The organism is Streptomyces sp. NBC_00490 (genome assembly GCF_036013645.1).
Taxonomy (GTDB): Bacteria; Actinomycetota; Actinomycetes; order Streptomycetales; family Streptomycetaceae; genus Streptomyces; species Streptomyces canus_F.
The window spans coordinates 5,952,560-5,965,304 of the sequence record NZ_CP107869.1; the positions used below are offsets into that span (position 1 = coordinate 5,952,560).

General features: G+C 68.4%; 13 protein-coding genes. 9 read left to right on the plus strand and 4 right to left on the minus strand.

Translation table 11 applies throughout. From position 1 onward, the window contains the following. Positions 1–36: 36 nt before the first annotated feature. The 3 genes from OG381_RS27165 to OG381_RS27175 are packed head-to-tail and all read left to right on the plus strand — an operon-like array spanning position 37 to position 1,364. Positions 37–471 (plus strand): TadE family protein, encoded by a 435-nt coding sequence (locus OG381_RS27165; protein ID WP_307027303.1) that lies wholly within the window; start codon positions 37–39, stop codon positions 469–471. Continuing rightward, the gene (locus tag OG381_RS27170; protein WP_327718690.1) at positions 472–891 is read left to right on the plus strand and encodes a TadE/TadG family type IV pilus assembly protein; all 420 of its coding nucleotides are present in this window, start codon (positions 472–474) and stop codon (positions 889–891) included. After that, positions 888–1,364 (plus strand): TadE/TadG family type IV pilus assembly protein, encoded by a 477-nt coding sequence (locus OG381_RS27175; RefSeq protein WP_307027299.1) that lies wholly within the window; start codon positions 888–890, stop codon positions 1,362–1,364. Before OG381_RS27170 ends, OG381_RS27175 begins: the two co-directional genes overlap by 4 nt. Positions 1,365–1,543: 179 nt before the next feature. On the opposite strand, the gene OG381_RS27180 is transcribed toward OG381_RS27175, so the two are convergent. Together OG381_RS27180 and OG381_RS27185 are read right to left on the minus strand one after the other, a co-directional pair. Further along, positions 1,544–1,750 carry a hypothetical protein gene (locus OG381_RS27180; RefSeq protein WP_327718691.1) on the minus strand — a complete coding sequence of 69 codons (207 nt, stop codon included), beginning with the start codon at positions 1,748–1,750 and terminating at the stop codon, positions 1,544–1,546. Between the two features lie 14 nt (positions 1,751–1,764). Then, on the minus strand, positions 1,765–2,178 hold the full coding sequence (locus OG381_RS27185; protein WP_327718692.1) for an SsgA family sporulation/cell division regulator: 414 nt from the start codon (positions 2,176–2,178) through the stop codon (positions 1,765–1,767). Between the two features lie 186 nt (positions 2,179–2,364). On the opposite strand from OG381_RS27185, the gene OG381_RS27190 reads away from it, so the two are divergent. Continuing rightward, positions 2,365–4,206 carry a sigma factor gene (locus tag OG381_RS27190; RefSeq protein ID WP_327718693.1) on the plus strand — a complete coding sequence of 614 codons (1,842 nt, stop codon included), beginning with the start codon at positions 2,365–2,367 and terminating at the stop codon, positions 4,204–4,206. A gap of 48 nt (positions 4,207–4,254) precedes the next feature. Here the strand turns inward: OG381_RS27190 and OG381_RS27195 are convergent, their stop codons facing one another. Further along, the gene (locus tag OG381_RS27195; RefSeq protein ID WP_327718694.1) at positions 4,255–4,587 is read right to left on the minus strand and encodes a hypothetical protein; all 333 of its coding nucleotides are present in this window, start codon (positions 4,585–4,587) and stop codon (positions 4,255–4,257) included. Between the two features lie 95 nt (positions 4,588–4,682). On the opposite strand from OG381_RS27195, the gene OG381_RS27200 reads away from it, so the two are divergent. From OG381_RS27200 to OG381_RS27220, 5 genes are all read left to right on the plus strand, one after another. Then, positions 4,683–5,330 carry a hypothetical protein gene (locus OG381_RS27200; protein ID WP_327718696.1) on the plus strand — a complete coding sequence of 216 codons (648 nt, stop codon included), beginning with the start codon at positions 4,683–4,685 and terminating at the stop codon, positions 5,328–5,330. Positions 5,331–5,493: 163 nt separating this feature from the next. Continuing rightward, positions 5,494–5,841 carry a contact-dependent growth inhibition system immunity protein gene (locus OG381_RS27205; RefSeq protein ID WP_327718697.1) on the plus strand — a complete coding sequence of 116 codons (348 nt, stop codon included), beginning with the start codon at positions 5,494–5,496 and terminating at the stop codon, positions 5,839–5,841. A gap of 22 nt (positions 5,842–5,863) precedes the next feature. Beyond that, positions 5,864–6,346, plus strand: coding sequence for a hypothetical protein (locus OG381_RS27210; RefSeq protein WP_327718698.1), 483 nt, complete (start codon positions 5,864–5,866; stop codon positions 6,344–6,346). 84 nt (positions 6,347–6,430) lie between these two features. Next, positions 6,431–11,002 carry an RHS repeat-associated core domain-containing protein gene (locus OG381_RS27215; RefSeq protein WP_443061938.1) on the plus strand — a complete coding sequence of 1,524 codons (4,572 nt, stop codon included), beginning with the start codon at positions 6,431–6,433 and terminating at the stop codon, positions 11,000–11,002. Between the two features lie 7 nt (positions 11,003–11,009). Next, positions 11,010–11,552, plus strand: a complete 543-nt coding sequence (locus OG381_RS27220) for a barstar family protein (RefSeq protein WP_327718700.1) — start codon at positions 11,010–11,012, stop codon at positions 11,550–11,552. 133 nt (positions 11,553–11,685) lie between these two features. Here OG381_RS27220 and OG381_RS27225 read toward each other — a convergent pair whose 3' ends face one another. After that, the gene (locus OG381_RS27225; RefSeq protein ID WP_327718701.1) at positions 11,686–12,717 is read right to left on the minus strand and encodes a hypothetical protein; all 1,032 of its coding nucleotides are present in this window, start codon (positions 12,715–12,717) and stop codon (positions 11,686–11,688) included. Positions 12,718–12,745: the final 28 nt, after the last annotated feature.

Genomic DNA, 12,745 nt, shown 5'->3' on the forward strand with positions numbered 1-12,745 from the left:
CGGAATCGAAGAAGGTACGGGGGTCTGGTGCAGCGCATGCGGGCATGGGTACGCCGTCGGCGGGAAGCCGCGTCACGCGGCGACTCCGGCATGACCGCGATCGAGTTCGTGCTGCTCACCCCCGTCCTGTTCTTCATGATCTTCGCCACCGTGCAGTTCGCGCTGTACTTCTTCGCCGACCACGTGGCCCAGGCGGCCGCCCAGGCCGGTGCCCGCAAGGCGCGTGCCACGGCGCACGACGAGCCGGGCGCGTGGCGGGGCAAGGCGCGGGACGTGGTGGACGACTACATCAGCCAACTGGGCCCGAGCCTGGTGCTGTCACCGGACGTGGAAATGGTGCAGCCGGAGCAGAACACGGTGGGTGTGGAGATCACGGCACGGGTCCCGTCGGTCTTCCCCGGCCTGGATCTCACCGTGCACGCCCAGTCGGTCGGCCCGGTGGAGCGGTTCGTGACGGAGGACGGCAACTAGATGTCCTCTCTCAAGCGCCGCCTGCACGACGACCGGGGCCTGTCCGCCATCGAGGTCGTCATCCTGGCCCCGGTGATGATCCTCTTCATCCTCGTCCTGGTTGCCTTCGGGCAGATGGTGGAGGGCCGGGGTGCCATCGACGGCGCCGCCCGCGACGCGGCCCGGGCGGGCTCCCTCCAGTGGGACGTCGGCAACGCCATGGCGGAGGCGCGCAAGGCGGCCGAGGCCGACCTGACCGACGTCTGCGTCGGCCCGGTGACGGTGGACAAGACCAGCGCCGGCTTCGAGGACGCCGAACTCTTCACGGTCGAGGTCAGCTGCCGGGTGAAGGGTCTGGCCATCGTCGGCCTGGACATCAAGACCACGATGTCGGGTTCCTTCACGGCCCCGCTCGACCCGTTCAAGAGGAAGGCGGGATGAGGAACTTGAGCGTTCCTGCCGCTGTCCGCACCTGGCTGGACTCCCGCCGCGCCCACCTCGACGACCGCGGCTCAGGCGCCGGCGCGGTCATCATCTTCGCCCTGGTCTTCATCTCGCTGTCCGCCTTCGTGATCGACGGCGGCCTCTCCATCTCCAAGCGGGAACGCGCGGCGGACATCGCCGAACAGGCGGCCCGCTACGCCGCCCAGGACATCGACACCGACGCCCTCTACGAGAACGAGGGCGGCGAAGCACCGATCAACTACGAGAACTGCGACGCCCGCGTCAAGGCCTTCGCCCGCGAGATGGACATGTCCGGCGCGGACATCGCCGCGACCCACTGCGTGGCGGCGGACGTCGACCAGGTCCAGGTCGAGGTGCAGCTGACGTACTCGCCGGTTTTCGTCGGCATGTTCTACAGCGGCGACGTGGTCGTCCACGGCCAGGCGGTGGCGGAGAACGAGGTCGGCTGACGCCGTCCACCCGCCTCACCGACCGACAGGCTCGTGATCACGCCGGACCCTCCCAGATCTTCTCCGGACCCGAGTACGTCATCCTCCAAAGCGGCGTCTGCGATCGGTGGATGGTCGTGAAGCGGACGGGGCCCTGGTTCCGCTGGCCTTCCGCAAACCCTCGGTCGCGTAAGTGGCGCTCAGCCACTGCGTCTCCAACTTGTCCTGTACTCGCAGCCGTACCCGCATCCGCTGACGATCCGCGGCGACGCCTCCTCCAGCGAGCAGTTGAAGGCCGGCGCGATCACGGCCGTACCGAGCGGCCACTCACCGCGCTCGAACGCGGCGTCCACCTCGGCGGGGTCGGCGATGCCCGACACCCCCTCGCCGGTCTTCCAGTCGACCATCCCGCGAACCTGGCTCACACCCCGCCCAGCAAAGACGCCAACCCACGCTCCAGGGCCGGTTCCAGGGGCTCGCCGCCCGGTTCCATGACGGCGTACGAGCGGAGCAGGAACCGGTGCAGCGCCGGCGTCTCGAAGACGACGAGCGCGACGCCCTCCAGGGAGCGGAACTCCACGGCGGTGCGGGACGGGCCGTATGGGTGGACGTGGACGTTGCCGACGCCGGCCGGGCAGCCGAGGCCCTCTTCCAGCAGGCCGCGGGCGAAGGTCCAGGTGACCTCCTCGCCGTCGAGGGAGATCCAGGGCGGGAAGACGAAGTGGACGGCCAGGGGGTCGTCCGAGGTGTAGCGGAGGGTCACGGGGACCGCCAGCTCCTCGTCGTCCTCGGTGAGCAGACGCGCGCCGGTGGGCTGTTCCAGGGCGAAGTACATGGACGGGCTCCGATGTGGGGCTGGTTGGGCCGATACGTGTGTACGAGCGACTGGAGGGGTCTCTGATTACGTCGTTGCGGGAGTGACGTGCATCACTTTCTGCGATGGCTGAAACTTTGTTTGAATATTTTGCCATCTAGCCTTACAAATCCTCAGCCCTAGAGCAGGTCCCTGGAGCGTTTCGCCATGTCCGACGTTTCCACCGCCGTTTCCACCGCCGACTACGCCCGGATCTACGAGGAGCAGCAGCCGCGTCTCGTCGCGTATGCCCGCTCCCTCACCCGGAACGCCCACACCGCCGAAGACCTCGTCGCCGAGGCGCACTTCCGGGTCTGGCGACGGCTGGCCGCGGGGCACCGGATCGGCAACGTGCCGGCGTATCTGATGACGACCCTGCGGCATCTGGCGAGCGCCGCGGGGAGTGCCGTACGGGAGACCCCGCTGGATCCGCAGGCCGGCGAGCAGGCCGAGGCCGGGCGGCACGGGGACGATCCGGCGGAGCACGTGTCCTCCGTCGACATGGTGGTGCGGGTGCTGGGGCAACTGCCCGAACGGTGGGTCAAGGCACTGTGGTTGGCCGAGGCGGAGGGGCAGCCGCTCGCGGCGATCGGGCCGCAGCTCGGGACCAAGGAGGGCGCCACCGCCGTACTGCTGCACCGGGCGCGGGAAGGGATGCGGCTGGCGTTTCTGCGGACGCAGACCGGTGCGCCCGACGATCCCGCGTGCCAGGTGCACTGGGCTCGTATGCCTGCCTATGTACGGGGTTCCGCCACCGCCCGGCAGTCCGAGCGGCTGCTCGGGCATGTGGACGCGTGCGACGACTGCCGGGCGCGGCTGGCGGCGCTGATGAGCGCCAACAACCGGCTGCCGGCGCTGGTCGGGCCCGCGCTGCTGGTGTTCGCGGTGGGCGGGACCGGCAAGTTCCTGCTGGGGTTCGCGGGTACGGCGACCGCCTTCGGCGGGTCCGGTGGCGGGCTGCTGGACGGAGTGCGGCACGGCTCGGTCGGGGTGTCCAAGGCCGCTGCCGCCGCAGGGGCCGTGGTGGTGGGGGCCGCCGCGGTGTTCCTCGCCCTCGGGCCTGTCGAGTCCGGTTCGATTCCGGCTCAGCGGCAGCCGGTTGCCGAGGCGCCGGTGGCCCAGGTTCCGGTCGCGGAGGCGCCGACGCCGGCAACGGGTGACGGGGTGGAGGGCGGTGGTACGGCGGAGGGGGCGGCCGAAGTTCAGCGCGGGGTGCGGGTTCGGGCCGAGGGCGCGAGTGGGGGCGTACCCGGTGTGACGGAGGCGAAGGAGGGGCCGGTGGACATTACGCCGTCGCCCGCCGGGACCGCGCCGCCGGAGGAGCCTGGGGGCGCGACGCCGGGGGATACGGATCCGGCACCGCCGACGCCAGGAGGGGAGGCTGAGGACCCGGAGCCTCCGGCACCGCCGGTCGAAGACTCCCCCAGGACGCCGGAACCTCCCGTCGAGGAACCCCCGAAAGCACCGGAGCCGCCCGCCGAGGACCCTCCGAAGACACCGGAGCCTCCCGTCGCGGAACCTCCGAAGACACCGATACCGCCCACCGAGCAGCCACCCACCGCACCGGCCCCGCCTACCGAGGAGCCCGGCCACGACTCCCCCGAGGCACCGACGCCTCCCGCCGAGGGCACCCCCGAACCGGGGACCCCGACCACACCGGCGCCCGACCCCGCGCCGGACCCGGCACCCTCGACCCCGGTGGATCCACAGCCGGTTGAGGACCCGAGCCCGGCACCGGCCGATCCGAGCCCGGCACCGGCCGATCCGAGCCCGGCACCGACCGACCCGAGCCCCGCACCGGCCGACCCAGACCCCACGCCGGTCGCCCCGCCGGTCGAGGACCCGACGCCGGTCGCACCGCCCGTTCAGGACCCGGGCCCGGTCGCCCCGCCGACCGAGGACCCGGTGCCGACCGCCCCCGGCCCCGCGGACCCGCCCATCACGACCGACCCGGGCCCCGCCCCCGTATCGCCCGGGGGCGACTGCGCGGAGCCCACGCCGGGCGGCTAGCCGCCGACGGCCTGACTTCGCCCCGCGGATCGTCAGGCCGTTACCGTCCTAGCTGCTCTTGGAGTCCTTCTCCTCGGTCTTCATCCCCTCGTCGGCCTGCTTCGCGAGCTCGTCGTCGAGCTTCTTGAACTCGCGGACGACGGCGTCCGACATCTTCGCGAGCGCGTCCAACTGCTGCGTGATGTCCTCGCGGCCGTCCTCCCAGTTGGACTCGAAGTCGTCGAGGGAGTCGTTGACGCTGCCGTCGCCGATGTCGTCCCTGTACTGCTCGAAAAGCTTCTTGGTGTGGTTGAGCCGGGTCTTGATCGACCGCAGCTGGCGGCCGTAGTCCTCCAGCTGGCTCAGCGGAATGGCGAGGTCGCTCTTGCCGCCCTGTCCCATTCTGGACTCCCCCGATCTCGTAGTCTGACGTGCACGGTACAACGGAAAGATTCCGGCGAGAGTGAACGAGCAAACGGGGAAGGTCGGTCGGCAACATGGCCCGCTACATGGAGGCGCTCACGGTCGAACGCGGGGGTTTCCGTATCAAGGTCCCCGAGTCGTGGTGGGAGTTCGACGTACGACCGGAGTCCCGGGACGACTCGATCCGCCGCATGGTGAACGAACGCGTCCAGCAGCACCCGGAGCTCGCCCAGTACCGCGACACCTACGTGGACTTCCTCCGCAAGGCCGCGGCGGACGCGTGGAAGTCGGGCGCGCTGTACTGCGGCTGCATGGCGGAGAGCTTCGGCGGTGATACGCCCATCACGGGCTCGGTGACGGTGTCGATGGTCGGCGGTCGCAACGAGCGGGGCGAACCCCTGTCGAACGACCCCTCCGTCATCGCCGGCCAGCTTGCCGTCAAGGAAGCCAAGAAGGAGGGCGACTCCTGGCGGAAGGTGACGACCGTCGACATCCCGGGGGTCGGGCCGGCGGCACGGACGTACGGCGTCGAGGACATCGTCGTACCCGACGACGCGCTCAACCGGACCATCCGGGCCGTACTGATGCAGACGTACATTCCCGTGCCGGGGCAGGAGGGCAAGGTCGCGCTGGTGGCGGGGAGCAGCCAGGTGCTGGACCTGGCTGACTCCTTCTTCGACATCTTCGACGCGATCACGTCGACGTTCCGGTTCAGCGGCTGACAGCGGCGGTGGCGCGGGTTCCGAGAAGGGGTTGGCGTACGACGTGTTCGGCCCGCTGTGGGCGGTGCCTCCCTGGGGCTGAGCCGGGCACCTGTCTCGTCGTATCCGCCGTTCAGCTTGCGCAGGCTGTGGCCGGGATGAAGGCGTGGGTGACCGTCGGACCATGGCCATCACTGGTGAGTGGGGCGGTGAGCAAGTGCATGAAAAGATCCCGCTCGTGCCTCAGACGATCGTCCGCAGCCGCTCCCTGGAACAGCTCGGCGGGCATAGCTGGCCGGACCCGCCCCCGGACACGACCGCCATGGTCATGAACATTCATGAGCTGCGCCGCCGTCCGGCCGGCCTGCTCGAACCGCATGAGCTCGCTCGCCTGATCGGCCAGGACATTGGCCTGCCCTGGCTGCTTCCACTGGCTGTGGAGTTCCTCCGGGACACCGCCCCCCGTCAGGCGGCCGGCGACGTGAAGCGTGAATTGGAAGCCTTTCTCTCCACCCGTCCAGAAGAGACGTGAAGATGCCGAACAAATCCGACAAGTGGTGGTTGCGATAACACCCGCCTGGAACTGGGAGACCGGCAAGGGCCTGCTCGGCATGGACGACCCCGCCGAGGTGGACGCCGCGCTCGACCGTGCCGACCGGTACCTCGGCGCGGCGGTGATCGGCCTCGCCCTCAACTGCCCGCCGGAGGTGGTGTCACCGCGGATCATCCGGGCACTGGAACTGCTGCCCGGCCCGGGGCGGGACTTCCCCTTCACGGCGACCGCCCACCTGGCCCGGCTCGACGGCCGACTGACTCCGGAGCTGTACGCCGCCCTCCGCGCGGAGGGCCTCGGCGGAGCCGCCGATCACGCGATCGACGACACGCTGTCGTTCGTGCCGTTCCGGGACCTGCCGCTGTGGCTGAAGCGGCGGCGGGTGTACGTGACGGTGCGGGAGACGTTGCTGCGCTGGTGGCTGCGCCCGGTGGAGGCGGTCGGCGAAGCGTGGCGGGCCGTGCGAGGCTCTCGGTCCGGCTGAGCTTCACGTCGAACGGGAGTGCCCTGTAAGTTCGCGTGTGCACATAGCTGTTGTTCGTGATGCGCAGGTGACGGGGGTCGCACTATGGCGGGGCATCGGCCGGCGGATTGGCACGTCCTCGACTTGGACAAGGATCCGACGCCGGGGGATCCGGACCGGGTCCGGAGTCTGGCCAGGACGCTGCATGATTTCGCCGACGACGTCTCCGACGCGCTCCGCCTCGTGAAGGGCATGTCGGACGAGGACACCCTGCTGCAGTGGGCCGGCAAGTCGGCGGAGGTCTTCAAGGACGAGTTCGGCGGGGTTCCGAAGAACCTGAAGAAGCTGAAGAAGTCCTACGAGTTGTGCGGGAACGCGCTGGCGGATTTCTGGCCGAAGCTGGAGCGTGCCCAGGCGCTGGCTGACAAGGCGCTCGCCAAGGCGCGTGAGGCGCAGGCGAATCTGTCCTCGGCCAAATCCCGTCTTTCCTCGGCTGATTCGTGGGTGACCCGGGCGAGCAAGGAAGCCGACAAGTACAAGGACGATCCCACCGGCAGCAAGTCCGACGCGGACAAGCCCGACGAGTCCAAGGTCAGGGCCGCCACCCGGGATGCCCAGCACGCCAAGTCCGCGCAGAGCAGCGCCCAGTCGGATGTCGACAGTGCGCAGGATGCCCTGGACGCGGCGAAGAAGATGGCCGCCGACGCCCGCAAGATGCGTGAGGACGCCGCCCGCGAGGCCAAGACGAAGATCGACGAGGCTTCCGACGCCGGGATCCAGAACCGGTCCTGGTGGGAAGAGGTCGGGGACTGGTTCACCGACAACTGGGACAACATCGTCACCGTCTGCAAGGTCGTCGTCGCGGTCGTCGGTATCGTCGCGATGATCATCGGTGGTCCGATCCTCGGCGCGATCGTCCTCATCGCCGCGCTCGTCGTGCTCGCGGACACGCTCTACAAATACTCAAAAGGCCAGGCGTCCCTATGGGATGTGGGCCTGGCCGCGCTGGACTGCATACCCGGCATGAAGGGCCTGACCACGCTCGGCGGCCTTGCCAAGGGCCTCAAGGGCGGCATGGCCGCGATGAAGGGGCTCAAGGGCGGCCTGAAGGGCATGGGGCTGGCCGTTCGGGGCCTGGGCAAGAATGCCCGGACCATGGTCACCGACGGCGCCAAAGGCGCGTACGACCGAGCCAAGAACCTTGTGAAGTCCAAGGGCAGTGACCCGGTCGACATGGCCTCGGGCGCAATGTATCTGCCGCAGACCGACGTGGATCTGCCTGGCCTGCTGCCCCTGGCGTTCACCCGCCGGGTCGCCTCCGACTACCGCTGTGGATGGTGGTTCGGCCCCACGTGGGCCTCCACCGTCGACCAGCGCCTCGAAGTCGATGACGCCGGCATCGTCCTCGTCACCGAGGACGGTCTGCTCCTCACCTACCCCCACCCCTCGAACTCGCACGTGTCGGTCCTGCCCGAGACCGGCCCTCGCCGGCCCTTGACCCGACTGGACGACGGCGGATACCGCGTCGACAGCCCGCTCACCGGCCACGCACACCACTTCTCCCGCCCCACCGCCGACGGCAGCGCCCTGTTGGCACGCGTCAGCGACCGCAACCAGCACACGATCACCTTCGACTACGACGAGAACGGCACGCCTCTCGCGATCCGTCACTCCGGCGGCTATCACCTCAAGATCACCACCGACGACGGCCGCGTCACCTCCCTGAGCCTGGCCGGGGCGGCCGAGGACGGCTCGGACGTCGTGGTCAAGCGCTATGGCTACACCGACGGCAACCTCACCTCGGTCACCAACTCCTCCGGTCTGCCGCTCCGGTTCACCTACGACGAGCGACTGCGCATCACCTCGTGGGAGGACACGAACAACAGACGCTACCTCTACGCATACGACGACCAGGACCGCTGCCTCGCCGAGGGCGGCGAGGCTGGGCACATCGCGATCACCCTCGCCTACGACGGGACCGATCCGTCCTGGCCCGACTGCCGTGTCACCACCCTCACCACCGCCGACGGTGCCGTCTCCCGCTTCGTTGTCGACGATCGTTGCCTGGTTGTCGCCGAGATCGACGCGCTGGGTGGCACAGTCACCACCACCTACGACGCTCATCAGCACGTCATTGCGACGTCGGATCAACTCGGCCACCGCACGGGCTTCGTGAACAACGATGCGGGGCAGCCGGTCGAGGTTGTTCGGCCCGACGGATCGGTCGTGCGCGCGGTCTACGACGACCGGTATCTCCTCACGGCCGTCACGCTGCCGGACGGTGCCCACTGGCAGTACACCAACGACGAACGTGGAAACGTCACCGCCATCACGGATCCTCTCGGTGCGACCTCCCACTTCATTCGCGGAGCGGACGGCAGCCTCATCGAGGCCCGGGACGCATCTGGCCGTGCCTCCGCTTATACGAACAACGCCGCTGGTCTCCCGCTCACGGTCACGGACGGTCTTGGTAACACCACGAGCTACAGGTACAGCGCCTTCGGCCTGGCCATCGCCGTGACTGACGCGCTCGGCCACGAGACCTGCTTCGAACGGACCGTCGAGGGCCTGCCCACCAGGCGTGTCCAACCCGATGGGTCGTGCGAGACGTGGGAGTACGACGGCGAGGGCAACTGCGTCCGTCATGTGGACGCCGTCGGCCATGCGACCACCTTCGAGTACACCCACTTCGACCGGCTCAGTACCCGCACCGGCCCAGGAGGTGAGCTCCACACATTCACCCACGACGCGGAACTCCGCCTCACCTCGGTGACCAACCCTCAGGGTCTGACCTGGAACTACAGCTATGACACGGCTGGGCAACTCCTGTCAGAATCCGACTTCGACGGGCGCACCACCCGCTACGCCTACGACGCCGCGGGCCGCCTGGTCGCCCGGACCAATGCCCTTGGGCAGAGCATCCGTTACCAGCGGGACGCGCTGGGGCGGATCACCGCGAAGGATGTCGATGGCACGACCACCGTGTACGCCTACACGGCGAACGGTTCGCTGACCGAGGCCGTCGGTCCCGACAGCAGCCTTCGGGTGGAACTCGACGCGCTCGGCCGTCGTGTCAAGGAGGTCGTCGACGGCCGGACCATGAGCTTCGCCTACGACGCCGCCGGGAACCGGACACTGCGCACCACCCCTTCGGGCGCCCGCAGCACCTGGGAATACGACGACGCGGGACGCGCCGCCCGGCTGGCCACAGCGGGTCACGTCATCGACTTCGTGCACGATGCGGCAGACCGGGAAATCACCCGCCGGATAGACAGCGCACTCACCCTCAGTCACGGCTACGACAGCCTCGATCGCCTGGTCAGGCAGGCGAGCACGGCCCCGGGAGAGCATCGGGTCGCCGAGCGTTCCTACACCTATCGACCCGACGGTTACCTCACAGCGATTCAGGATTCCCGCACGGGCAGCCGGCGCTTCGATCTCGACGCTCAAGGCCGTGTGACAGCGGTGCACGCCGAGGGGTGGAACGAGCGCTATGCGTACGACTCCGCGGGCAACCAGACCGAGGCCGACTGGCCGGCGAAGCATCCTGGCCACGAGGCTGCCGGACCGCGCGAGTACTCGGGAACGCGACTGACGCGAGCGGGCCGAGTTCACCACGAGCACGATGCCCAGGGACGTGTGGTGGTACGACGCAAGACCCGGCTCTCCCGCAAGCCCGACGTCTGGCGTTACGAGTGGGATGCCGACGACCGGCTCACTGCCGTCACCACACCGGACGGCAGCCGCTGGCGCTACACCTACGATCCCCTGGGACGGCGGACCGCGAAGCTCCGGCTCGGCGCCGACATGGAGACCGTCCTGGAGCGCACCGTCTTCACGTGGGACGGCAACACCCTCTGCGAACAGACCACCGAGCACGGCGACACGGGCGGCCACACCACGCTCACCTGGGACCACGACGGTCTCTCTCCCCTGAGCCAGGCCGAGCGGATCTGGGCAGCGGAAGCTCCGCAGGAGACGATCGACGAGCGCTTCTTCGCCATCGTCACCGACCTCGTCGGCACCCCGACCGAACTGGTTTCCCCGGATGGCGAGATCGCCTGGCACACACGGTCCACCCTGTGGGGAAACACTGCCTGGAACAGGGGCGCGAGCGCGTACACACCGCTGCGATTCCCCGGCCAGTACCACGATCCGGAGACCGGCCTCCACTACAACCATCACCGTCACTACGATCCCGAGACGGCCCGCTACACCAGCCCCGACCCCCTCGGCCTGCTCCCGGCGCCGAACCCCGTCACGTATGTCCACAACCCCCACACATGGTCGGACCCGATGGGCCTCGCGCCCTTGTGCCATCAGCACGGTGGCGACACCGGCAGTCCCGACGGCCCCGGCCTTCTCCCCGGCCCTGCCCCTCAGAGCGCCACGGACATGCTGAACAAGGTCAACGCCCGCCCCGGAGGCATCGGGAAGGTCGACGGTTACCATGGCAACGCGAACTGGGGTAACAACAAGTCTCAACTGCCCGGGGGTAAGTACAAGGAATGGGACGTCAACGCCAAGGTCGACCTCCCGCAGTGCAGCGCGCCCGGCTGTGGCAAGGAAATCAGAGGCCCTGAACGCCTGCTGACGCCGAAGGACGGTCCCGGTCCCGCGTATTACACGCCAGACCACTATGGAACTTTCTACTACGTTGGTGAATTCACAGGGTGATTCAGAAATGACCGATTTCGATATCACAGGGACTTCGGAGCCTTGGGTCCTCTTCGTTCCCCAGGGAGATGTTGAGGTCCGTCGGCAGCTGGCACATCTGGAGGCGAAGGGCGGGCATGTCCATCGCTTCGATTCCCGCGATCTGGTGACTGAGCGCGGGATCTATGCCGCCTTCGCCGAAGTGTTGCAGTTCCACGGCTACTTCGGCTGGAACTGGGACGCGATGGTGGACTGCCTGGACGACCTGTGCGGCGCGGTGACCGGCGGAGTAGGGATCGCCGCCGTCATCGATGAGGCGGACCGGCTGCTGGAGGTGGAACACTTCCCACTGTTCGTATCGGTCCTCTGCCAAGGAGCCGACCGCGCGAACTCAGCGGTCGACCTGGATGGATTCCCCTTGGACAGACCCGCCATCGCCGAACATTTCGTTCTCGAGTTCCGCGAGTTCGATGCGGAGAAGATCGCCCGCCTGGTGAGCCAGCCGGACCTGACAGTCACCACGGGAGACGGATTTGTGGGGGCGGCACTCAACCCCGACGAATGGCATTGAGCCGGTATCTCCCTGCGGGAGCAAAGAGAAAAAAGGGAATCCGGGGGTATAGCCATGCATTGTCAGGGTGACGTGCTTGCCGGATACGGACAGACGTGTCGACTGTGTGGAACAGTCCTCAAGGGACGGCGCGTCAGCGGTTGATCGACTGGATCTCCTGGACGTTCATGTCCTGCGTCGTCTCGAAGGTCCCGTCCGGCAGGTCGCCGCCGGTGCCGTTCGCGCCCTGCCAGGTGATCTGCCAGGTCACCGAGGCGGACAGGCGGTACGGCGTGCCGTCCGTGGCCTTGAGGTAGCGGATGCCGCAGGGCGGGGTCCGGTCGGAGTCGCCTCTTTGGTAGGGCGTGCCGATCGATCCGTCCTCGTTGATCTCGCAGTTGCCCGAGGCGGGGATGGCCTGCGCGTACTCCGTGCCCGGGTTCAGGTGCAGGGCGACCGGCTTCGCGGTGGTCTCCGCCCACAGGCCTGTGTTCGGGAGCTCCGCGCGAACCTTGATCTCCCTGAAGGTCCCCTTGTCCAGCCAGACCCAAGTCGGGGCGTTGACCGTGGACTTGGTCGCCGGCTTCAGCTCGATCTCGGTGCCCGGGACCTTGACCTTGTCGTACGCGTACTCGGCGAGGGTCTTCGGGGTGGGGGCGTTCGGTACGTCGGGGATCTCGCCGGCGTTCTGCCAGAACATGACGCGCTCACAGCCGAACGAGTCCGGGTCGGAGGGGTCCCGGGCCACACCGCGCCAGAAGTAGCCCTTCTTGCCGATGTTGTAGTTGTCGTAACCCCCGCGGGACACCAGCGCGTTGTCCTCGTAGTTGTACGCGACCTTGCTGTCCCGGTAGTGGTCCGTCCACAGCTTCTGGCCGCCCCACATTTCGTGGGGGCTGACATATCCGAGCGGATTGTTCCCCTCCGAGAACGCCTTGAGCTGTTCCGGTGTGTAGACGGGCTCGTACCAGCAGGGCGGCGGCTCCCAGTTCACGTCCGTCGAGGAGATGCTGCCGGTCTTGCCGCCGGTGGGGCCGCTGACCTGGGTGACCTTGATCCGGGATACGGCGGCGGACAAGTCACCGTTGCTGTCGGCGTTGCCCGACGCCGGGGGAGGAGTCGTGTTGTCGGCGGGCCCGTTCGCGTGGGCCGTGCCGCCGGTCCACAGCACCGCTGCCGCTCCCATGAGACCGCACCGTCGCAGCAATCGTCGC